Genomic DNA, 24,045 nt, shown 5'->3' on the forward strand with positions numbered 1-24,045 from the left:
GGAGCTACGCCCATGTCAACCTTAACCGTGGAACTTGGAGAACGTAGCTATCCTATACAAATAGAGGCTGGGTTATTATCACAACCTGGCCTTTTTAATGCTCACATCAAAGGCCCTCTGGCCGTTATTGTCACCAACGAAACTGTCGCTCCTTTGTATCTAGATGCTGCAATTAAAGCCTGTGGTGACGTGCGTGTTGAAACCATTATTCTGCCTGACGGTGAACAGCATAAGAACCTAACCCAATTTGAAGTGGTCATGACTCGACTACTTGAACTAAATGCCGCGCGAGATACAACACTTATTGCATTAGGTGGCGGGGTTATTGGTGATTTAACAGGTTTTGTCGCTGCAACCTACCAACGCGGTGTGCCTTTTATTCAGGTACCAACCACATTATTGTCTCAAGTCGATTCCTCTGTTGGCGGTAAAACGGCAGTAAACCACCCTCTTGGCAAAAATATGATAGGTGCGTTTTATCAACCTATTTTTGTCGCCATTGATACAGATTCACTTAAAACCCTTCCGTCTAGAGAATTTGCTGCCGGAATGGCTGAAGTAATTAAGTATGGCATTATTTACGATGCTAATTTCTTTGAATGGCTTGAGGCGCATACTGATGCCCTCGTCAACATGGACAATACCTTACTCAGTGAGGCTATCTTTCGTTGCTGCGAGATAAAGGCCGACGTCGTTGCTAAAGATGAGCGAGAAGGTGGATTACGCGCAATCCTAAACTTAGGTCATACTTTTGGACATGCCATAGAAGCAGAACAAGGGTACGGCAATTGGTTACACGGTGAAGCAGTAGCTGCTGGTACTATATTTGCTTGTAAAGCTGCAGAAGTATTGTCGTGGTTTGATGCGTCGGAAACTCGTCGCGTGTCTGAACTGTTCGAAGCATTTAAGTTGCCTGTCGTAGGTCCAACTTCAATGACCCAACAAGACTACATGAAACACATGAAGCGCGACAAAAAGGTAGAAGCTGGGAGCATTCGTTTTGTATTACCTCAGGGGATTGGAAAGGCTGTTGTCACCAAAGAAGTGACCGATGCCATTCTAGCTGACATTCTATCTTAATTTTTGCTTAAACAGAGCAACACTAGTTTGGCAGGGCTACCATTCTGTTCGCGCCCGTTAGCACTGCCTGATTAAATAGTGTCTCAGTGATTTCGGTTTTCATAGGGGCAAACTCACATGCAAAGTGAACTGCATGAACGTTTGGAATACTTAGTCAATTATTCATCTCAACTGATTTTTGTCAGTGGAGACTCCATTGCTGAACAACAAAAAACCCTTGAAGCCTTCGTGTTCCAACAACACGATGACACTGAAATCGCCTACCTTACTGCACAAGAAAACATGGAACCCTCTGATTATCGACGTCAATTGTGCAGGCAACTTTTAGGGCAAGTGGTAGGCAGTTTCGTCAGGCCCCTAAATGAATTACTGTCTGACTTAAATAACCACAACGGTCCAATTCTTATTGCCATTACGCAGGCCCATTTTATTCCCGATAAATTGCTACAAGAATTATGGGATCTGGTGTTACAAAGCCGTTTCGCTGGAAATAAGCAACACCTCAACGTGCTGTTATTTGCGAACTCCCAATGGGCTGAAAAGGCAAAGCAGTGGTTACCCGCGAAAAATACAGAAACGCCACTTATTATCAGCAGTCAGTCTGTTATAAGCGAACAACCCACGTTTGAATCAGATCTAGACAAAATGATCGCGTCGCGACGCGAAGCCTTTCAAGCTCACCTTGAAAACAGACAGCGCGATGGTGCACTCACGCTTGCTAACCCATTAAAATCAAAATGGCTTTATTCTGTTGTTGTTGGCGTGTTCTTATCAACCTTTGCTGGTCTGGTTTATTGGCAATATGCAGACAACATAGCAGGGCTTTTCAGCCCTATTGATGAAGCCAATGTCGTTGATGATATAGATCAGGTCGAATTAGGTTCCGCCTATTCAGAGGTTTTAGAGAATGCCCCTTCAAATGTCCAAAGGCAGGATGAAAGCCAGAACAAAGCGCAAGAAAAGACGGATAGACAGAGTATCAGTGAGTCATCAACAAATTCGCTAAGTAGTATTGAAATCGTTAACCAGCCCGCTGACCAAACAACCGATACTACACTTGCTTCAAAACCCTCTTTAGAACTCGCATCAGCGCTCACTTCAGATAAACCCCAGTCAGAAGCAAAAGACACACTAGTGACAAACTGGAATACAGCTATATCAACGTTAGAAAACCGTTCAAGTAATGACACTGCGCAAACTGATCAACAAAATTCTCCTGAACCAATAAGTACGGCAAAAGAAGAACTTAACGACGTTGAGACGCCAACAATACCACAGGAAAATACAGAAAACCCAAATCGAGACCCGGACCTAGCTTCCAATACTGAAAGCTGGATAAAGCCAACTGAATTTGTAATTCAGATGTTGGCAATGAAAGATAATACCGTACTACAGCAGTTCTTAAGCGAAAATGATTTAGTAGAAACTACTCGTATCTACAAAACATACCGTTATGGTGGCGACTGGTATGTGGTTGTTGATAATACGCTTTACCCCACTTTTGAAGCCGCGCAAAATGCGCGTGCAGAACTAAAAGACTTTCCTGGCAAAGAAAATACATTCGTAAAACGCGGCGACCAAGTACTTACTGAAATCTCGATTGCACAAGAGTAAGAAAAAGCGCCCACGCAGCCCCCCTTACATTTAACCTTTCTTGATTTTGCACACATTTGTCCTTTGAAGAAGATAAAATGATCAATAGAAGCGCAAAAAAAAGCACATCATGTACTTGCTGGTTGTTCACTTTCACGATGAAAGTTACAATTAACTTTTAGTATGGTGATGTCATAAGACAGCCCTTCCCCAGCAGTGCCCAGAATGGCGACGTTAGGAGTAAGCACCGTCTTCCATTCCGCGTAGGTAGTAACATTTTAGCATGATGCAAAAGAAAAACCGTGCGTTTTTTAAAATGGGCCGGTGGCAAATACAGCTTGGTTGAGCATATTCAAGCAAGATTACCGCAAGCTAACAAACTGATAGAACCGTTTGTGGGAGCTGGCTCGGTATTTTTGAATACGCAATACAAACGTTATTTACTCAATGATATCAATCCTGATCTCATTAACCTGTATAACTTTCTCAAAGCGCAACCTGATGCTTTGATTAATGATGCACGCTCATTCTTTTGCGAAAAGCGAAATGATGAAAAAATGTACTACGCATTGCGTGATGAGTTCAACGCAACACAAGATGAATATTATCGCGCCATACTATTTCTCTATCTAAATAGGCATGGTTATAACGGGCTTTGCAGATATAGTCTTCAGGGGCGCTTTAATGTGCCATTTGGTCGCTACAAAAAGCCTTACTTTCCTGAAGATGAAATGTTTGTTTTCTCGGAAAAATCGCAAAAAGCAATCTTCACATGCTTGCCCTTTGAAAAGGTGTTTTCGCGAGCAAGGCAAGGCAACGTGATCTATTGTGACCCGCCCTATGCGCCAATAAGTAAAACCGCGGCGTTTACTAGTTACGCCGCACGTAGCTTTGGGCACGAGTCGCAGGAAAAGTTAGCAGAATTAGCCGCTCGCACCGCGAAAAAGCGTGGCATACCCGTACTGATATCCAATCATGATCTGCCAATAACAAGGGCACTCTATCAAGGAGCAGATTTTAGTATGCTCTCGGTTAAACGCTCGATTAGTCAAAATGGTGCGAAGCGTATGCCTGTTGATGAGATTTTAGCGTACTTCCCACCAGCGAAATTACCGGCTAAGAAGAAAAGAGCCAAGCGCCGAGCGTCCAAATAAATAATTCGATATTGTATTAAAAAGCTCAGCCTAAAATCCTGAGCTAGCTACCGTAGCTACTGTACCATTTCACGAAGAGAAAAAGCGAAACAACAAACGCAATTACCAATATCACTCCAATCACGGCAAAGCTGATAAAAGTACCTTTTGTAAAATCACGCTCATAATTTTTGTGGCTTTGTACACCAAATAAACTCGCGATAACACTTCCCAGAACTGACCAAAACCCAGTACCAGTTTGCATGTTATTACCTACGAATCTTTTGAAGGAGATGAAAAATCTACGTTACTGTCGTCATTGTGCAGTAACTCAAGCAAATCTAAAAAGTGAAATTGAAAAGAGGGAGATTTACCCGCTATCCATGATAACCAACTGACTTCTTCAACACCGTCTTTGATACGTGCGCATTGATTTTGAATATGACTAGCAGGGAGTTTTGGGTTGAATTCAGTTGCAGGTTGATAGTCGCAGACTGACGAGCGCGAATTCGGCGTAAACGTCAATGCTATACTAAGCAACGCTGTAACACCGCATATTACAAAAAATGGGAGAACTTTCATCCTGAACACTCCTGCACTCGTTTAAAAATTAACCTTTATTATAATCAAATAACAGCACTGAACAAGAGAATTGTTACATAATTTATTTAGACAAAAAAATATATAAAGCCCAATGGGTTACATTGGGCTTCAGTCAATATTCTAACCATCTAATATCAGACAAGTCCTTGTCTAGATACAACTTTTATTAAAGTTGGAAATCCATTGAATAACCTACAGTGAATTTAACTGCATCGTTATCAAACTCGTCTTCACCGCCCATATCGTCAAGATCGGTACCCGTGATAGCAAAACTAAATCCATCTTTAGAAATTGATACGCCGTAATCTGCGTAACCTTCAACGCCGTTGAATGCTTCGGCGAAGTCACCTTCGTGGTAACCCACATGGAATCCAAGTTCAGTACCATTTAGAATTTCCATGCTGTAATCTAGTGACGTGTAAGACGCTTGAGCAAAACCAAAGTCTTGACCTTCACCTTCATCAGCTTCGGTGTGCGCAAGTAAGTAAACAGTCAGGCTTAAGCCACCCATGCCTACAGTACCGTATACTTCTGCAAAGTCGAAGTTCGCTTCGTCGTCATAATTGTAGTAAAGGTAACCGAAATCATAAGAGATTGCGTCAGTTTCACCTGAGAAGCCAAAGTACATGTCGTGCTCATAAGAGTATTCATCACCTGCACCATAGTTTACGTTTGATGCCCACGTCCCTGCATAGAAACCACTTTCGTGAGCGTAATCGATACCACCTTGAACAGCCGCTTCATTGGTCGTTTGGGTTAGACCACGCCAGATGTAGTTGCTGCTAACACCTGCATTTGCAGTAAACTCACCAGCAGCGAAGCTTGGCATTGCAGTAAAAAGACACGCTGAAGATATTGCAGCGGCTAATAAAGTTCTTTTTGTAGATGTTTTCATGTGTGTTCTCCAGTCAAATTCAAACTTGTTGTAATTCGTTTTTCTGTCTTCTTATTTTTGGACTGAATAACGCAAAGTTGATGCCCGTTTATGGAACAGACAAAAAAGCATCAAAAAATATTTTAACCAACTGTTTTTTAAAGCCTTTAATGACACCCACGGTTTCACGACAGAAATGAAAATGTAAACCAACTGCATAAAGATGCACCAATTTAACGCGCCCTCACCATAATTGGGCACTGAAAAAGTAACTAAGAATGCAATCGAGCAAGCACATATTTCGCATTTTCGTCAGGCATATTGCCCGTTCGCATAGTAAATAAGAGGAGTTTTGGGTAAACTTTCGCAGCATTACCATGCACATAACGCCTTATATAAAATCGGTGTACACCCGACATCACAAGAAGGAAGTACAATGAAGCCCTACTTAATTGCACCATCAATATTGTCTGCGGATTTCGCCAGATTGGGCGAGGATGTAGCATCTGTGATAAAAGCAGGGGCAGATATAGTGCATTTTGACGTGATGGATAATCACTACGTACCCAATCTTACATTCGGCCCTATGATATGTGAGGCGTTACGCGCCTATGGGATAACGGCTCCTATTGACGTGCATTTAATGGTAAAGCCCGTTGATGACTTAATTGAAAAGTTTGCTCATGCAGGAGCAAGTTACATCAGTTTTCACCCTGAAGCGTCTGAGCACATTGACCGCTCTTTACAGCTCATCATTGATTCGGGTTGCAAACCAGGTTTGGTTTTTAATCCAGCCACACCGTTACATTATCTTGACCACGTAATGGATAAACTACACCACATTCTTATTATGTCGGTTAACCCAGGATTTGGTGGACAAGCGTTTATCCCAAGTACCTTAGACAAAGTACGTGCTGTGAAACGTCGCGTACAAGAAAGTGGCTATGATATTCGAATAGAAATTGACGGTGGCGTAAAAGTAGATAACATTCGCGAAATAGCAGAAGCGGGAGCAGATATGTTCGTTGCAGGCTCTGCTATTTTTTCAAAAGACGATTACAGCAAAGTCATTGGTGAAATGCGTCAAGAGCTTGCTTCAATTAGTCAAGCTTAATTCTCAAATACGATTTTTCAAACGGATAAATAGGTAAAGAATAATGAGTAATAAACCCGTTGTATTAAGTGGCTGCCAGCCCTCTGGACAACTCACCCTAGGCAATTACATGGGTGCACTTAAGCAGTGGGTTTCCATGCAAGATGATCACGATTGCCACTTTATGATTGTAGACCTTCATGCAATTACTGTACGTCAAGACCCTAAAAAATTAGTGGAAGCGTGTTTAGACGGCCTTTCTCTTTATCTTGCATGTGGCATTGACCCACAGAAAAGTACGCTTTTCATGCAGTCGCATGTAACAGAGCACGCTCAACTGGCTTGGGTACTAAATTGCTATGCCCAAATGGGTGAGTTAAACCGAATGACGCAATTTAAAGACAAGTCTGCCAAGAACGAAAACAATATCAATGTAGGTTTGTATAGCTATCCGGTACTACAAGCAGCTGACATATTGTTGTATCAAGCGGACAAAGTCCCGGTTGGAGAAGATCAGAAACAGCATCTTGAATTGACCCGTGACATCGCAACGCGCATGAATAATTTGTACGGTGATATCTTCCGTCTACCCGACCCTTATATTCCTGATTTCGGCGCGCGCATCATGAGCTTGCAAGAGCCAGAAAAGAAAATGTCCAAGTCAGATACCAATCCAAATAACTTTATTGGTTTGCTAGAAGAGCCGAAAAAACTCGCTAAGAAAATTAAGCGTGCGGTAACTGATTCTGACGAGCAAGCGAATATCTATTTTAACCCTACCGAAAAGCCTGGGGTGTCTAACTTACTTACGTTACTTTCACTTTCTACTGGAAAATCAGTGAAAGAGCTTGAGCCAGAATATACCGATAAGATGTACGGACACCTTAAGGGCGATGTTGCCGATGCGGTTGTTGCACTGCTAGAACCAATTCAGCAACGCTACGCTGAAATTCGTGCAGATCGTGCGTACCTAAATGAGGTAATGCAACAAGGTGCGGAAAAGGCGTCAGTTCGCGCAGCACAAACGCTGAAACGTGTCTATGAAGCTGTCGGCTTTATCCCTAAACCTTAATATTTAGCCATTTGCATTACCGAGGTACGGCACAACTGTGTTGTTGTTAATTGATAACTTTGATTCGTTTACCCATAACTTAGCTCGGTACTTCACGGAATTAGGCGTTGATGTAAACGTTGTGCGCAACAATGTATTGTCGCTAGACGATATAGCGCGCCTAAATCCGAAGTGGTTGGTTATTTCTCCTGGCCCCTGTACACCTAATGAAGCGGGAATCAGTCTTGCCGCTATTGCACATTTTGCGGGAAAGATTCCAATGCTAGGTGTATGTTTGGGTCATCAAGCAATAGGGCAAGTGTTTGGCGCTCAAGTAGTTGGCGCTCAAGAGATAAAGCATGGAAAGGTCTCTGTACTACAACATAATAACCTCGGGCTTTTTACCGGCCTGCCCTCACCTTTCAATATTACCCGTTACCATTCTTTAGTATTGGAGCCTGCTTCACTTCCCGGCGAACTTCGTGTTGATGCATGGTGCGAAACGGTATGCGGGAAGCGTGAAATCATGGCTGTCACACATAAACAATTCCCAATCTGGGGGGTACAGTACCACCCGGAATCATTGTTGACCGAACATGGTCATGCTGTTCTTGAGGCTTTTCTTCAACATTCCGAGGCGAAATAAAAGCGTTAACACTTTAGTTAATATTGCACCTGCCGATAAAAGTACTCTAGAGCCTGTTTATCTTTGTTCATTTTTTGTGTTTGTGGTCAACATTGTCCATCGCTAGGCGTCGCTGGTTTAGTTTGGTATCCCAAATAGACGAAGATAATTACATATAACGTCTACTGTCTTCGATGCCCGAAATAGCGCATCATTGAGGTCTCAGAAATGTACGATAATATTGCACATTATAGAAATGTCATAAGTAGGAGCGTATTTGATATGACAATTGAATCGGCCCTCACGCCGACAATTGACGATCGCTTTGAGAATATGATCATTGCGCCTGAGCGTGTTCTGGAAATGCTCGGACGGCAACCTACAGGAGCAGTTCGCTATGAGCACTCCGAGCAGGGGGATGCGCGCCGCGAGCTGCTGCATGTTGAAAAGATAGCAATTGAGAACCGACGTCTTCAAGAAAAAACTGAAGCGACGTATATGGGTATGATAAGTCATCAATTTCACGATATTTTGTTAAGTGAAATGACAGAGTGCTTAGGTCATACTTCTGAGCTATTTGCCAGCATTCTCAATATTCCCGACAATATCGGAGAGTTATTTGACGCCCTTGCCGTTCGCGCTTGTTCCGTGTCTAAACTTGAACCTATTGTGGCTACAATGCCTTGGCTTTACGAGGATCTCATTACACTCGTCAATACCCCAAGATTTAGAAGAAAGGACGCCAGAGGGCGAATTATTGTCGTAGACTCTTTGCGCACCGCGCTAAGCTTTCTAGGTATTGAAAACTTGCGGCTGCTCATACCTAATGTGGTGTTGAAACGCGCAATACCTCAAGTAACCGACCCATATCCGCAAATAAAACAACGCCTAAACGCATACGCAACAGGCGTATCGTTAACAGCAAGACATATCGCACAGGAAAATGGTTTAAATAAATACGAAGCTTATACGCTGGGCCTTCTGAGCAATTTGGGACGCTGCGCAGTTATACGCTTGTACTTTAAGCTGTTCGATAAAATACAAATACAACTTTTGAAGGACTGCCAGAAAAACAAAGAGCAAAAGCGGCATGAAGCCTTAGTAAAGCTTGTTCCATCTGCGAACCATATCATCGCTTTAGAGCAGGAATTCGCTGACTCAGTAAGCGCAGATGTCTTAGATAAGATGCAATTGCAACGATTACAAATAGCACAGCCGATGCGCACGTGTGCCACCAACGCCCCTGCGCAAGAAAGTACATTGAGCAAAGTGTTGCATCAATCCCGCGCTTACACGCAAATACGCATGCTTCATCAGCTAAATTTTGTAGAATTACCAGAGGTAAAGCCGCTCTTCAGAGAGCAAAAATTCCCTAGTGGCTCCCTCGAAAATTTAAAACACACTGACATTTTCACACTTCCCTTAACCAAAAATTAAGGTGAGAGATAAAAATTTAGTGGATATTCATGCACACATAACGCTGAAAAAGCGCCCCTTTCTTTGCGAATCACGCCCTCTTTTTAACGGTGCTTAGAAGCGTTGTTACAGCCCTTGCCCCTTTCATGGCTTGTATTTGAGCATTATTACCAATCGATATAGTTCAGTAGTTAATAGTTATTCACTTTTACTGCAAATTAAGCCACAGTCCTTATAAATAAAGGGCTACAGCCCTTTCAAGTGAAGACAAATGTTAATTAAAATGGCATACTGTAAATCAAATTAGATCAGTTTTTACGCGCAAACTGAGCGCTTACTGAACTTTTCACGGTAACAATTAGCCGTAAGAATTCAATGCTCGCTAATCTCATTGTATGAATAGCGCCCAACGCAGAGGTAATAAAGATGAACGTAACTCGCACTACATTTGATGATGTAATGGTACCTAACTACAACCCGGCTGATATGGTGCCGGTACGCGGTGAAGGCTCACGCGTTTGGGACCAAGATGGTGCGGAATACATCGACTTTGCAGGTGGTATTGCAGTGAATGTACTTGGTCACTGCCATCCTGAACTGGTTAAAGCACTGAATGAACAAGGCAGCAAGCTTTGGCATTTGAGCAATGTGTTCACTAATGAACCGGCGATGCGTTTAGCAAAGAAATTAACAGACGCAACTTTTGCCGAAAAAGTCTATTTTGCGAATTCAGGGGCTGAAGCTAACGAAGCAGCACTTAAGCTAGCTCGTCGTTTTGCATTAGATAACTACGGCGAAGACAAAAACCAAATTATCGCTTTTAATAAAGGTTTCCACGGTCGTACCTTCTTTACCGTAACAGTAGGCGGCCAAGCTGCATATTCTGACGGTTTTGGTCCTAAGCCAGGTGCGGTTGAGCATTGTGATTACAATGACTTAGCGGCATTCGAAGCGCTTATCTCAGATAAAACCTGTGCGGTAATGATGGAGCCACTTCAAGGTGAAGGTGGCATCATTTCACCAAGCGCTGACTTTGTGAAAGGCGTTCGCGAACTGTGCGACAAACACAATGCACTGCTTATTTTTGATGAAGTTCAGTCTGGTGTGGGTCGTACAGGCCACCTATACGCTTACATGGGCTTAGGTGTGACACCAGACATTCTAACTACCGCTAAATCACTAGGTGGTGGTTTCCCAATCGGTGCCATGCTAACCACCACAGCAATTGCTGCGCATCTAAAAGCAGGTACACACGGCAGTACATATGGTGGTAATCCTCTGGCTTGTGCTGTAGCTGAAAAGGCATTTGATATTGTTAATCAACCGGAAGTTCTTGAAGGTGTAGTTAAAAAAGAAGCGCTTTTCCGTGAACTACTTGGCGCTATTAACGAGAAGTACAATGTATTTGAAGAAGTTCGTGGTCAAGGCATGTTGCTTGGTTGTGCACTTAATGAAAAATATCAAGGTCGTGCGCGTGATTTCATGATGGCGGCGACTAAAGAGCACCTTATGTGTCTAGTGGCAGGTGTGAACGTTATCCGCTTTGCGCCTTCACTTATTATTCCTGATGAAGATATCAAAGCTGGTCTTGCACGTTTTGAACGCGCCGTTGCAGCCGTTGTAAACGCCGAATAATTACAACGCGAGTAACAACTATGAATATCATTCGCCCTATAACGAAAGCCGACTACAACGCACTTAAAGAAATTGCTGTTGAATCGGGTATTGGCTTTACGTCATTGCCTGTTAATGATGAGCTACTGCAACGCAAAATTGACCGAGCGGAAACTGCGTTTAACAAGCCGAGCGTAACTGAGCCTGGCGATGAGTCATACTTGTTTGTGATGGAAGATACCACTACCGGACAGGTAGTGGGTACCACAGGTATTGAAGCTGCGGTTGGTATCGACGATGCCTTCTATCATTATCATCTAAGCAAAGTGGTTCACGCATCACGCGAACTCAATATCCACAATACTGTAGATATTCTTACTTTTTGTAATGACTATACGGGTGTTACTGAGATTTGTACGCTTTTCCTTCGTGAACAAGCACGTGGCGGACTAAATGGCCGCTTCTTATCAAAAGTACGCTTCTTATTCATGATGGAGCATCGCGAGCGCTTCTCAGAAACGGTTATTGCAGAAATGCGCGGAGTAAGCGATGAACAAGGCCGCTCTCCATTTTGGGAGTGGTTAGAAACACACTTTTTCTCGCTTGACTTCCCTACTGCAGACTATTTAACAGGTATTGGTAATAAAGTGTTCATCGCCGAACTTATGCCCAAATACCCGATATACGTCAACTTGCTGAGTAAAGAAGCGCAAGAAGTGATTGGCGAAGTGCATGAGAAAACGCGTCCAGCGTTGCAGCTTTTAGAAGAAGAAGGTTTTTCATGCCGTGGTTACGTCGATATTTTTGACGCGGGCCCAACGGTTGAAGCTAACCTAAGCCATATTCGCACGGCACAATCTAGCTTAAAACTGCCAATTGTGATTGACGATAGCGCAGCCGCTCAAGGCCAAACGCATTATATCATCAACACTTCGGTATCAGATTTTCGCGCAGTGGCCACTGAAATGACAGTTAGCGAAGAGCAACAAGTTGCTGTGTTATCTCGTCAAGCTGCCGCCGCCCTAAACGTCAAAGAAGGCGAAGAAGTTCGCTTTGCCCCAGTAACGTTTAGAGACTAATAAAGGACACTCACGATGCTACATACACATTACATCAACGGTGAATGGGTTGCCGGAGAAGGTCACGACCTTAAATCAATCGACCCTGCAAAAAACAGTGTTATTTGGGAAGGCAAGTCTGCAACTTCTTCTCAAATTGATAATGCCCTGTCTGCTGCGCGCGCTGCGTTGCCTGCATGGAGCATGAAAACAGTAGAAGAGCGCTTAGAAGTTATCAAGGCGTACGGTGCCAAGCTTGAAGAAGCCAAAGCACACCTTGCAAAAGTGATTGCACAAGAAACCGGTAAACCTGAATGGGAAACGGCCACCGAAGTGGGCGCCATGATGGGTAAAATTGGTATTTCTGAGAAAGCCTATCACGAACGTACAGGTGATGTTGAGAACCCAATGCCAGTAGGCAAGGCGTTTATACGTCATAAGCCTCATGGTGTAGTAGCGGTTTTTGGCCCTTACAACTTCCCCGGCCACCTGCCTAATGGGCACATTGTTCCTGCACTTATCGCTGGTAACACAGTAGTATTCAAACCCAGCGATCTAACCCCGTTTGTTGCACAAGAAATGGTGAAACTTTGGCACGACGCTGGCTTACCAGCAGGTGTGCTAAACCTTGTTCAAGGTGAAGTAGAAACGGGTAAAGCACTTGCGTCACACAACGATATAGACGGTTTGTTCTTTACCGGAAGTTCACGCACTGGGAAAATCTTGCACGAACAATTTGCCGGTCACCCTGGCAAAATTCTCGCTTTAGAAATGGGTGGTAATAATCCGCTTATCATTAAAGATGTTTCTGATATTGAAGCTACCGTTCACGATATCGTGCAATCAGCCTTCATAACATCAGGTCAACGTTGCACATGTGCACGTCGCTTATTCTTGCCTGCAGACGCTCAAGGTGATGCCATCTTAGCCCGTCTTATTGAGGTAACCAAAAACATTAAAGTTGGCGATTACGACGCTGAAGAGCAACCTTTCATGGGCGCCATGATTTCAAGTAATGCCGCTGCCATGATGGTAAAAGCGCAGCAAGAGCTAGAAAACCTAGGCGGAAATGTACTGGTACGCCTTGAACAGCCTAATGCAGATAAAGGTTTCGCAACCCCAGGTATCATCGATGTAACAGACATGCTGTCTTCACTGCCAGATGAAGAACATTTCGGGCCACTACTAAAAGTTATCCGCTACACTGATTTCGATGCTGCCATTGCTGAAGCAAACAACACCAGCTTTGGCTTATCAGCCGGTCTATTGGGTGATAACGAAGAAGATTATCGCTATTTCTTCGCCCGCATTCGCGCCGGTATCGTGAATTGGAACCGTCCAATTACAGGTGCAAGCAGTGCAGCACCATTTGGTGGCGTGGGCGATAGTGGTAACCACAGAGCCAGTGCGTTTTATGCTGCCGACTATTGCGCATACCCTGTGGCATCAGTAGAGCTAGATAAAGTAACTATGCCAGGGCAATTGAGCCCTGGCTTAACTATGTAAAAAAACACAACCTGTAAACGACAGAAAGGACCCTACAGCTATGCACAGCAACATCGACACGTTGTTTAGCAACATGTGGGACGATTACGTGAAGATCACCCCTTCAGCGCATAAGATTCATGCGCTGCTAGCGGGTGAGGAAAATACTAACGATATCGTTAACGACCACGTGGCATTCAGAACATTTGCCCTTGATAAAACGCGACTTGATAAGCTTGCGGCACACTTTTTAGCCCTTGGATATGAAGCCAAAGGCGATTACAACTTCGAAGCGAAAAAGCTCACTGCGAAGCACTTCGAACACCCAGATGATACTAAGCCAAAAGTATTTATCAGTGAACTTCGTGTCAATGAGTTATCTGAAGCAGCACAAGCCATTATTAACAAGCTGGTAGAGCAAATGCCAGCAGAAGTAGTGGAAGCTGATAACTTCTTATACTCAGGCACACATTGGGAAGTAACCAAAGCAGAATACGACACCTTGCTAAACGAGTCAGAATACGCAGCGTGGATGGCGGCTTGGGGCTTTCGTGCTAACCACTTCACAGTCAGTGTAAATCACCTCACTCGTACGAATGAGTTGGATGATGTTAATACGTTACTTAAAGAAGCGGGCTTTGTGCTTAATACGTCTGGTGGCGAGATCAAAGGTGGACCAGACGTATTTCTAGCGCAGTCATCAACTATGGCCGACCGCGCTGATGTGGTATTTAGTGATGAAACAGTAGCAATACCAAGTTGTTTTTATGAGTTCGCTCAGCGCTATGACATGCCAAATGGTAAACGTTATCAAGGTTTTGTTGCAGCGTCAGCAGACAAGATTTTTGAAAGCACAAACGTAATGTAATTCATTAAACATCTTAATTGTTATGACTTCTTTCACTCTTCACAGTTAAGCAGTCAGTATGAGTTGCGATAAAGCCCATTCAAAAATGTATGGGCTTTTTAATTTGTAGATTTAATCAAGTACGGTGCGGTTGCATGGCGAGCTAAAAATTGGTCGTATGGCATAGGTTTATCAAAGTAAAAGCCTTGCATCAGGTGTATGTCTGCTTGCTCCATAAAAGGTAAATAAGATTCTAACTCAACCCCCTCAGCAACTACTTCTATTTGTAAACTTTTGAGCATTGCGATTAAACCGTTAAAAAGGGCGTTCGCGCGGCTGTCTTGGTGTATTCCTTTGATTAAACTCTTGTCTACTTTTACCGTTTCAAACTGGAACATTCTTAAATAACTCAACGATGAAAAGCCCGTTCCAAAGTCATCTAAAGAAAGTCTGAATCCGTACTCTCTTAAATGATTGAGCGCTCTTAATGCTGCCCGCTCATCTCGTATAAATACCGACTCGGTAAGTTCAAACTCTATATACTCAGGCGAAACATGACTGCTCTGGCAGATACGATGAGCCTGTTCAGGAAACGATTTATCAAGTAATTGATTGGCGCTGATATTGACAGACAATGGAATCGCTTCTCCCTGCTGGGTTTCCATCATAGAAATATAATCGCATGCTGCTTCAATAGCCTGCAGTCCAATTGCACAATCGAGCTTGTGTTCTTCTGCAATAGGAATAAATACGGTAGGTGACACAACACCATGTAAACCTGATATCCACCTACACAACACTTCACCGCCTTTAAGCGTGCCATCTAGTGAGTATTTACCTTGAATATAAAAATCGAGTAAATGGTTTTGAATGGTTTTACGTAAATCATTCACCATAGTGATTTGCTGAGACATACTTTCATAAAGCCCTGCCTCATAGACATACACTTGGCCTTTGCCGAGCTCTTTGGCTCGATACATAGATGCATCTGCACATTGGATAAGGCTTTCAATGTTATCACTGTGCTTAGGATAAGCAGCAATACCAATACTTGCAGACAACCTCAGTTCCATATTTCTAGCAATGATAACGTCTTGTTCTATTAACTGTATAAGATGTTCTGAGCGCTCAACCACATCTTCGATATTCTGCTTAGGTAACAATGCAATAAACTCATCCCCTCCCCAACGACCCACATCGCCAATTTTGCCGAACTCGCTTGTCAATAATGCACCAATGCGCTGCAGTTCAATGTCACCACGCTCGTGACCCGCGTTATCATTTATTGCCTTAAAGCCATCTAAATCGATAAAAACAAGCAAAAAGTGTTGTTGGATATTGGCATAGTTTGAAATTGCCTCCCTTAATGCATTTCTATTTGAAAGCCCAGTAAGACCATCGTGTAAAGCCAGTTGCTTCAGCCTGGCTTCATTGCGTTTTCTGTCGCTGATGTCACGCATGGTCGCAATGACATACGAAGATGTTTTTTGAAACGTTTCGAATAAAGCTAACGAAATATCGACCACTTTTTCTTCGTTGAGACGAGCTATCATCTTCGTCTCAAAGCGCATTTGCTTGTCATCAATAAGTTGCAAAGTGTTAATCTCATCGTCCAATAGAAGATCGTTAAAGTTTTTACCTAACCAATTTTCCTTTATTGAAGTTCCCATGAGTTTTACAAACGCATCGTTGCACTCTGTTACAGTTAACTCAGGAGAGAGAACTAACATTGGTTCTCTTGAGCTAGCAAATGCGGACGCCATAAGGTGAAAGGATTGCTCTGCCTTTCGCTGCTGTGTTATGTCTTTTGTTGTACCAACAATATGTAACGCCTCACTGGCTGGCCCTCGCTTTAGTACACGCCCGCGTAATCGTACCCACTGAAATTCTTTGTGAAGTTTCATTCTAAATGAAAACTCGATACGGTCTCTATTTCCGTGTAGCGCCATACTCCAATGGAACTGTAACCCATTCAAATCATCCTCATGGACCAGCCGCATCAGTTGGATCAACGAACCTCGCCACGCTGATGCACTATCAGAATGTAAAGAAAAAGCGCGAATTTCCATCTCATCAGTTTCTGCATGCCAGCTCCAAAAAGACTCTTGTGAAGCCCAAAGCGCTAACTCTAGATTTTTCTGAGCTTGCTGGCTCTCCTGAAGAGCCTGATACAAGCTTGCGCTTTTGTGTGTGAGCAAGAATTCTGCTTGCTCTCTGGCATTTCGCTCGCGCTTAAGGCGCCGTTCTAGCAGCGCAGTGCCTTTACTATCACGTATAGATTCATCAGACATTTGGAGCCCTTTAGACCAGAACGATACTAAATTCGTAGGTATGAGGGGTATCTAATTTGCGAGTTTCCCGTTCCAATTTACAGCCAAAATATGCTGCGGCTGCATCCATGAGCCCCTCAGCCAACGCGTACAGTTCACGTTCGGAATAATATTGCAGCTGCATGGTGCTATCGGTACGAGACAATACAGTAAACCTAGGAAGGTCGGCATCAGGATAGAGCTTTTTTACTTGAACATGAATGTCACCATCGAGGTGCGCCAACATATCTAAGATATCTTCGGCATTGGCTAATACTTCAGCATGTACCGCCCCGAGCTTTCCAAAAAGATAATAACCAAAGTCATAAAGAAGGGCGTTGGCCGATTTACCCGTTTTATTAACCAGCACATTAAGCATGCGCTGCATTTCTTCAAACGGATAATAGCCAACAGCCGTATATGCACCATCATTAGCTAACTGAGCTTCAACAATAACCTCGTCAGCAAACTCAGGGGACACCGTTTCTTCTAACATGTCGATTAACGATGTGAACACTATGCCCAGCATGAATCATCCTCATTTAATTCTTTCTATGAGTGTAGTTCACGCTGACACAAGGACAACTTAAACTTTAGCGCTAAATTTACTGATTTTTAGCTTAATTCTCTGGCTCTATTGGTGCGCTGTCTTTAGAGGGCAAAACAATTTCCACGCCATCTACCCTTTGTAGACCTCTCGGTAATTTGTTACCTCGACGACCGCGTTCACCTTGATAGTGAGTAAGATCATCAGCAGATAGCGTCATATTACGTTTGCCCGCATTCACTTTCACTGCAGCACCTTCAGGTATAACCGTCATCACCTTGACATACTCTTCTCGAGATTGTGCTTTAGCAGACGGTATATTGATAAGTTTATTGCCTTTACCTTTTCCTAAACTCGGTAAGTCACGAAGTGGGAATATCAACATACGTCCTTCGTTGGATATAGTTAAGCACCAATCTGAATCAAGGTTTGATACAGGCGTGGGCTTCATAACCTTCGCTGCAGTTGGCAAAGATAAGTACGCTTTACCCGCTTTGTTTTTACTCACCATATCTTTAAAGGTACCGACGAAGCCGTAACCGGCATCGGAGCCAACTAAGAACTTACTTTCATCGTTGGCCATAATGACATGTTCGAAGGATTCCCCACCGACAATACTGAAGCGCCCTGTCAGTGGTTCACCTTGGCTACGTGCCGAAGGCAATCCATGAGAGTCACAAGAAAAGGTGCGTCCTGACGTATCCATAAATACAGCAGGTTGGTTACTCTTACCTTCCGCACTAGCCAAATACCCATCACCGGCTTTATAACTTAAGCCTTCTGCATCAATATCATGGCCTTTAGCACAGCGTGCCCAGCCTTTCTCAGACAATACAACGGTAACTGATTCTGTCGGCACTAGCTCTTTCTCAGATAATGCCTTAGCTTCACCGCGTTCAACAATTGGAGAACGGCGATCATCACCATACTTTTCAGCATCGGCGAGAATTTCTTTCTTAATAAGGGTCTTGAGACGACGATCTGAACCCAACAGCTGTTGAAGCTTGTCACGCTCTTCTGCCAGCGCGTCTTGCTCACCTTTAATTTTCATTTCTTCCAATTTGGCAAGGTGACGCAATTTTAATTCAAGGATGGCTTCGGCTTGAGTATCACTTAAACCAAAGCGCGACATAAGCTCAGGCTTTGGTTTGTCGTAGGTTCGAATGATTTCGATAACTTCGTCGATATTTAAAAAGGCAATTAACAAACCTTCAAGGATATGCAAGCGGGCCAGTACTTTATCCAAGCGATATTGCAAACGACGCGTAACAGTATCCTTTCGATATTCCAACCATTCAGACAAGATAGTACGCAAGTCTTTAACTTGTGGACGACCATCTAAGCCAATCATGTTCAGATTGACGCGGTAGTTTTTCTCTAAATCTGTAGTTGCGAATAAATGCTGCATTAACTGAGTGACATCCACGCGATTAGAACGAGGAGTAATCACAAGTCGCGTAGGGTTTTCATGGTCAGACTCGTCGCGCAAGTCACTCACCATGGGCAGCTTTTTGGCCTGCATTTGTGCAGCAATTTGTTCTAATATTTTTGCGCCTGATGCCTGATGCGGCAACGCGGTGATAACCACATCACCGTTCTCTTCCCCATACACTGCACGCATCTTGATTGAGCCACGGCCTGATTCATACAGCTTTTTGATATCAGCTTTAGGCGTGATAATTTCGGCTTCGGTAGGATAGTCAGGGCCATTGACATGCTCTAGTACATCTTGCAATTCGGCTTTGCTGTTATCAAGTAGCATGGCACAGGCATTAGCCAACTCGCGCACATTGTGTGGAGGGATATCAGTGGCCATACCCACCGCAATACCGGTCACACCATTCAGCAATATGTGTGGTAAACGAGCGGGTAAAACACTTGGCTCTTCTAACGTGCCGTCAAAGTTAGGAACCCAATCAACCGTGCCTTGCCCTAATTCATTTAATAGTACTTCTGAAAAACGAGATAGCTTGGCTTCTGTGTATCGCATGGCAGCAAATGACTTGGGATCATCAGGAGCCCCCCAGTTCCCCTGCCCATCAACCAATGGATAGCGATACGAGAAGGGCTGTGCCATTAACACCATGGCTTCATAACACGCGGAGTCACCATGGGGATGAAACTTACCTAACACGTCACCCACGGTTCTTGCTGACTTCTTGTACTTTGCATTCGCACTTAGTCCTAAGTCGGACATTGCATAAATAATACGGCGCTGTACGGGTTTAAGCCCATCAGAAATATGAGGGAGCGCCCTATCCATAATGACGTACATAGAATAATTAAGGTAAGCGTCTTCGGTGAAGCGTCGAAGAGGGAGCTGCTCTACTCCATCGCGGTTAATGATGATCTCGTCACTCATAATATTTTTTCGTTTTGTTATTAATACCAATGCGCTCGCTAATGAACATGAGCTTTGCTACTTCGCTTTATCAATGTCTTTATATCGACATCACTATACCAAACGACCGAACAAAGCGCGTAAACTATTGTGAGGTAAACCGTTTACAGGTGCAATCTTTGTCATTACATGTCCAAATATAAAGGGCAACTCCCCTTTAACTTCCAACACTTAATAGTACGCTAAACTTTGTGATCCTGTGCAGACGGTGGTTTAATACTTTTATACATTTCATAGACACAGACGACAATGCATTTGATTCGAGTATTACTTTTCTTTTTCTGTATTGCCGTTTTGACGTTACCGTCTTACGCACATGCACAGCACATTGAGCAGTTATTCGATGAAGAAGCGACACTCAACTTATCTGATTCTTTATATTTTCTTTTAGAAACCGATTACCAATTAACGATTAGCGACGTTGCCCGCAGGCGAAATGACTTTTTAATCCACCCCCATGGCAATCCCAACTTTGGTTTCAGCGATACAGGGATGTGGCTACTCACTTCCGTTGTAAATGTATCAAATCAGAAAAGCTGGGTTTTTTCTATTAACTTTAGCCAACTAGACAGTGTGGACTTCTATGTCGTTCAAGATGGGAAGGTGATACAGCAAAGCCATCAAGGTAAAGCGCAAATAGAACAACGCTTTCGTGTTCCAACGCTACGTGTAGATATTCCCAGTGGTGTACCTATTGACCTGTACATTCGCGTTGAAAGCCGTTCGTCGAGTTTGATAACCCCCTTACGTATTCAACCTGAGCCAACACACGACAGTTATTATCAGATAGACAGCATGCTGTGGGGACTATTCTACGGTGGATTATTTATATTAGCTATTTACAACCTAGCGCTTTTTTTTAGGCGTAAGGGAGAAAAGCCTTCTTGCTTATGTTGGCTATATTTTCGCTGTCATTTTATGGCAATTTGTGTGGGGCGGACACACACACACAGTGTTTACAAATGAGATCCCTTCATGGGTAGTAGGGCATGCTGAACTCATTTTTGTCATCATTGGCATTAGTTCAGGCTTGTTTACCATAACGTTTCTTGAGACAGAAAATAATGCGCCAACCACACACGCTATCATCAAACTATTACTGCTATGCCAATTCATCACGGGCATTGTTTGTCTAACCAGCGCGCTGCCATCGGTTTGGAAGAACAATTTAGTTTATGGTGTTGGGCTTATTGCCATTTTAAGCTACATCTATGCAGGTTTTGAATCCTTCTTTAACAAATTCAAACCCGCGCGCTACTTTATTTTTGCCTGGACCATGTTAGCAACAGGCGCAATTATCGGCATGTTGAGCTTGATGGGCGTGCTGCCTTCGAACAACTTCACCACCTACTGCTTTCAGGTAGGTGTTTTCCTGGAAGCAGGTTTGTTCTCTATAGCCCTTATGGAAAAAAGTAGAAGTCAGCTTGAAAGTGAAGTTGAGCAAGCGACTAATGATCTTCGCAATAATATGGAGTTGATAGAAGAGCAAAATGCCCGTTTAGATATTGCGCGCAAAGATGCCATTAAAGCCAGTAATGTTAAGTCTCAATTTCTAGCCAATATGAGCCACGAAATACGCACACCACTAAACGCTATATTGGGCTTTAGTAAGGAGCTTAACAATGCGTCTTTACCTACTGATCAGCAAGAACAAGTACGTATAGTTAACACCGCTGCCGACAATCTGCTTACCATCGTCAATGACGTGTTGGACTTCTCAAAAATTGAGGCCGGCAAGCTTAAAATTAACAATCAACCTTTCTCCCCAAATAAGTTACTGGAAGAAATGGTCACCATAATGGCAAAGTCCTCGCACAGTAAGCGAATTGAATTTGTTTTTGATCTCCGTCCAATACCTGAAAAGCTCATTGGCGATGTTTTTCGAATCAAGCAGGTACTCAACAACCTTTTGAGTAATGCACTGAAGTTTACCTCTTCTGGTACCATTACACTTGCGGTTAGCGGGCGCTCTCTTGAGCACGGTATTCACGAATTAAACATTACCGTAGAAGACACGGGTATTGGTATAAGCCGTCAGGACAGAAAGAAACTCTTCAACGCTTTTTCACAAGTTGATGATGCGATTAATCGCAGTTATCAGGGAACCGGGCTTGGTCTAGTCATCAGTAAAGAGTTAGTGCGATTGATGAACGGTGACTTAAACCTTAAAAGTGCAGTAGGTCAAGGGTCTACCTTCAGTGTTTCGCTACGAATGAACCAGCTTAGCCAAAAATATGCACTTTCAACCAATCAAGAATGGCAAAACAAACGCGTCGTAATCTACGACCCTATACCGTCTACGCGTCGCACCAGCAGCGCTATGTTAACGTCATTAGGGGCCATTACTACATCAGTGGAATCTTTGGACTTTTTAACATCCCTTACCGGGCAATACGACTTCTTTATGGCAACAGTTCCGGTTAGCAAAATTGCTATGCGAGACACCTATCTTAGTCGCTTTGTAAACTTCCCGGCCAAAAAGCGGATCCTGTGGTATTCAGGCCCAGAACCTTTCTCACAATATCCTAGCTTGTCGCAACATTTTCATTCACAAGTGCGTATGCCAATGACACTGACCAAGCTTGATAGTTTGGTACACCAACAGAATATCCCTGCCCGCAAAGCCATGCTGGAAAAAGTAGAAGTACTTCCTGCTGCGCGTATTTTGGCAGTAGACGATATGGACATGAACCTAAAGTTACTTCACACGTGGCTTGACAATTCCCCAGTAAAACTCACCACAACCATTAGTGGTCAAGATGCCGTAAATCAATGTCAGACCCAAGAGTTCGACCTGATTTTAATGGACGTACAAATGCCGGGAATGGATGGGTTACAAGCCACTCGAGAAATCCGTAAGTCACCAATTAATATGGGAACGCCTATCGTAGCTGTAACTGCCCATGCGTTTAAAGAAGAGCAGGAGAGATTATTGGCATCGGGTATGGACGATTACTTACCCAAACCCATTGAAGTTGAATTGTTACTTGATTTAATAAAATCGTGGTGTCACAAAGTTGAGCCGAGCAATATTGTATTTCCGTCAATCGACTGGCAACTTGCACTTAAACGGGCCAATCAAAATCAAGATACGGCACGTGAACTTCTCACCGGCTTTGCACAACTTCTACCTGATGCCATTGATACTATTACTGTACTTTGGAAAACAAGAGACTATGAAGGCCTAAAAGCAGAAATACACAAACTACACGGCGCATGCTGTTACACAGGCTTACCTCGACTACAGCAACTCGCCAACCAGTTAGAAGGTGCACTAAAGTTAGGGCATTTCAATGATGCCGATAACTACATCACAGATTTATTGGAAGAAGCAGAAAAAGTATTAAGTGAAAGTAGAGCGTGTTGACTTTGGTTATCTATTGGTTCGTCTCGTGAGTTGTATCTTGATTTAGCGTTTGCCTGGCCCGTTGACATTGCGCTATCAAGGCTGCGAAATCCTGTGCTTCTCGATCCAGTTCGGAACTCGAGATAAATATGTCAAAGCCCAAGCGCTTTCTTAGTTCTACCATGCGATGTGCCAGCATTGCCTTTACACCTTTTATCACTGTGCCATCTTCCATTGTGTATGGTTTATCATCGAACATAGACTGCTCATAACAACTCCCCGAAGCACAGTTTTCGTCATTGTTCTGCATTAACAAAGGGCGTTGTTCCATGAGTAAATGTGTTGCAAGGCGCGGAGAAATTGTTAGCAAAAAGTCACTGTAGCTTTTTACTTTAAATCCGATCGTTTCAAGAGGTACATGGTCCAAACCGTGACGCACTCTGGGGCAATCTGCTCGTTGTAAATTATCCCAATGAATGCGCCATGTCCCTAAGCGGTGCCTGTAAGTAATGTAATCTTTTGCGATCTCTAGACTAAAATTTGGCTCTCTCACTTTGAAGTAACCAATGAGTAGGCAAACCAATGCTGCACTGGTCATGAATATACCCGCCAAAAATAGCCATTCAGGTAAATAGGCTATCCAGAGCAATGAGATCAATAAGCCGATGCCACCTAAAACAATACTGGTGATACCATTACTTTTGGATGCGGCGCGAATGTAAATGGGCTCAGAATTAATGCCAGACATATAAATACACCACCATCATAATTACTGCCCAAAGTATATAAAGTCGAATGCGCCTACACTTGATGCAGTCTGTGTAAAGCCAACGTTTTAAAAGGTTATCTTTTTGCATTGTGCCAACTAAAGCATGTCTGCTAATTCGCTAAAGGGTCAATATGCGCTTTATACCAATCCGCATAGGCGTCTACCCTCTCAGAGTGAGTAAACTTCTATGTGGACCGGTAT

Annotated in this window: 18 protein-coding genes and 1 pseudogene; 12 read left to right on the top strand and 7 right to left on the bottom strand. The window is 43.4% G+C overall.

The window, feature by feature from the left end; all coding sequences use genetic code 11:
- Positions 1-12: 12 nt before the first annotated feature.
- From aroB to EYR97_RS09830, 3 genes are all read left to right on the top strand, one after another.
- Positions 13-1,080 carry a 3-dehydroquinate synthase gene (gene aroB, locus EYR97_RS09820; protein WP_131093649.1) on the top strand — a complete coding sequence of 356 codons (1,068 nt, stop codon included), beginning with the start codon at positions 13-15 and terminating at the stop codon, positions 1,078-1,080.
- Positions 1,081-1,197: 117 nt separating this feature from the next.
- Complete coding sequence (locus EYR97_RS09825) at positions 1,198-2,694, top strand: SPOR domain-containing protein (RefSeq protein WP_131093650.1); 1,497 nt, start codon at positions 1,198-1,200, stop codon at positions 2,692-2,694.
- Between the two features lie 281 nt (positions 2,695-2,975).
- Positions 2,976-3,827, top strand: coding sequence for a Dam family site-specific DNA-(adenine-N6)-methyltransferase (locus EYR97_RS09830; RefSeq protein ID WP_131093651.1), 852 nt, complete (start codon positions 2,976-2,978; stop codon positions 3,825-3,827).
- A gap of 43 nt (positions 3,828-3,870) precedes the next feature.
- On the opposite strand, the gene EYR97_RS09835 is transcribed toward EYR97_RS09830, so the two are convergent.
- From EYR97_RS09835 to EYR97_RS09845, 3 genes are all read right to left on the bottom strand, one after another.
- Entirely contained in the window at positions 3,871-4,071 is a 201-nt protein-coding gene (locus tag EYR97_RS09835; RefSeq protein WP_131093652.1) for a DUF2970 domain-containing protein, read from the bottom strand.
- 8 nt (positions 4,072-4,079) lie between these two features.
- Positions 4,080-4,388, bottom strand: coding sequence for a hypothetical protein (locus EYR97_RS09840; RefSeq protein ID WP_131093653.1), 309 nt, complete (start codon positions 4,386-4,388; stop codon positions 4,080-4,082).
- 187 nt (positions 4,389-4,575) lie between these two features.
- The gene (locus EYR97_RS09845) at positions 4,576-5,304 is read right to left on the bottom strand and encodes a TorF family putative porin (RefSeq protein WP_131093654.1); all 729 of its coding nucleotides are present in this window, start codon (positions 5,302-5,304) and stop codon (positions 4,576-4,578) included.
- 415 nt (positions 5,305-5,719) lie between these two features.
- Between EYR97_RS09845 and rpe the strand changes: the two genes are divergently transcribed.
- The 8 genes from rpe to EYR97_RS09885 all read left to right on the top strand — a co-directional run bounded on the left by rpe (position 5,720) and on the right by EYR97_RS09885 (position 14,493).
- Positions 5,720-6,397 carry a ribulose-phosphate 3-epimerase gene (gene rpe / locus EYR97_RS09850; RefSeq protein WP_131093655.1) on the top strand — a complete coding sequence of 226 codons (678 nt, stop codon included), beginning with the start codon at positions 5,720-5,722 and terminating at the stop codon, positions 6,395-6,397.
- 43 nt (positions 6,398-6,440) lie between these two features.
- Complete coding sequence (trpS, locus tag EYR97_RS09855; protein ID WP_131093656.1) at positions 6,441-7,448, top strand: tryptophan--tRNA ligase; 1,008 nt, start codon at positions 6,441-6,443, stop codon at positions 7,446-7,448.
- A 37-nt stretch (positions 7,449-7,485) separates the two neighbouring features.
- Entirely contained in the window at positions 7,486-8,073 is a 588-nt protein-coding gene (locus EYR97_RS09860) for an aminodeoxychorismate/anthranilate synthase component II (protein ID WP_131093657.1), read from the top strand.
- 261 nt (positions 8,074-8,334) lie between these two features.
- On the top strand, positions 8,335-9,489 hold the full coding sequence (locus tag EYR97_RS09865) for an HDOD domain-containing protein (protein WP_131093658.1): 1,155 nt from the start codon (positions 8,335-8,337) through the stop codon (positions 9,487-9,489).
- 405 nt (positions 9,490-9,894) lie between these two features.
- Positions 9,895-11,103 (top strand): aspartate aminotransferase family protein, encoded by a 1,209-nt coding sequence (locus EYR97_RS09870; RefSeq protein WP_131093659.1) that lies wholly within the window; start codon positions 9,895-9,897, stop codon positions 11,101-11,103.
- A 20-nt stretch (positions 11,104-11,123) separates the two neighbouring features.
- Positions 11,124-12,161, top strand: coding sequence for an arginine N-succinyltransferase (astA, locus tag EYR97_RS09875; RefSeq protein WP_131093660.1), 1,038 nt, complete (start codon positions 11,124-11,126; stop codon positions 12,159-12,161).
- A 15-nt stretch (positions 12,162-12,176) separates the two neighbouring features.
- A complete protein-coding gene (astD, locus tag EYR97_RS09880) occupies positions 12,177-13,646 on the top strand; it encodes a succinylglutamate-semialdehyde dehydrogenase (protein ID WP_131093661.1) in 1,470 nt (489 codons plus the stop codon).
- Between the two features lie 40 nt (positions 13,647-13,686).
- On the top strand, positions 13,687-14,493 hold the full coding sequence (locus tag EYR97_RS09885; protein WP_131093662.1) for a DUF1338 domain-containing protein: 807 nt from the start codon (positions 13,687-13,689) through the stop codon (positions 14,491-14,493).
- Between the two features lie 98 nt (positions 14,494-14,591).
- On the opposite strand, the gene EYR97_RS09890 is transcribed toward EYR97_RS09885, so the two are convergent.
- The 3 genes from EYR97_RS09890 to parC all read right to left on the bottom strand — a co-directional run bounded on the left by EYR97_RS09890 (position 14,592) and on the right by parC (position 19,690).
- The gene (locus EYR97_RS09890) at positions 14,592-16,763 is read right to left on the bottom strand and encodes a bifunctional diguanylate cyclase/phosphodiesterase (protein WP_131093663.1); all 2,172 of its coding nucleotides are present in this window, start codon (positions 16,761-16,763) and stop codon (positions 14,592-14,594) included.
- Between the two features lie 10 nt (positions 16,764-16,773).
- Positions 16,774-17,310, bottom strand: coding sequence for a heme NO-binding domain-containing protein (locus EYR97_RS09895; protein ID WP_131093664.1), 537 nt, complete (start codon positions 17,308-17,310; stop codon positions 16,774-16,776).
- A gap of 91 nt (positions 17,311-17,401) precedes the next feature.
- On the bottom strand, positions 17,402-19,690 hold the full coding sequence (parC, locus tag EYR97_RS09900) for a DNA topoisomerase IV subunit A (RefSeq protein ID WP_131093665.1): 2,289 nt from the start codon (positions 19,688-19,690) through the stop codon (positions 17,402-17,404).
- Positions 19,691-19,978: 288 nt separating this feature from the next.
- Here parC and EYR97_RS09905 point away from each other — a divergent pair.
- Positions 19,979-23,096, top strand: a pseudogene (locus EYR97_RS09905) (7TM diverse intracellular signaling domain-containing protein).
- A 10-nt stretch (positions 23,097-23,106) separates the two neighbouring features.
- Here the strand turns inward: EYR97_RS09905 and EYR97_RS09910 are convergent.
- A complete protein-coding gene (locus tag EYR97_RS09910) occupies positions 23,107-23,823 on the bottom strand; it encodes a DUF2982 domain-containing protein (protein ID WP_131093666.1) in 717 nt (238 codons plus the stop codon).
- Positions 23,824-24,045: the final 222 nt, after the last annotated feature.

This window comes from Alteromonas sp. KUL42 (genome assembly GCF_006538325.1).
Classification (GTDB): Bacteria; Pseudomonadota; Gammaproteobacteria; order Enterobacterales; family Alteromonadaceae; genus Alteromonas.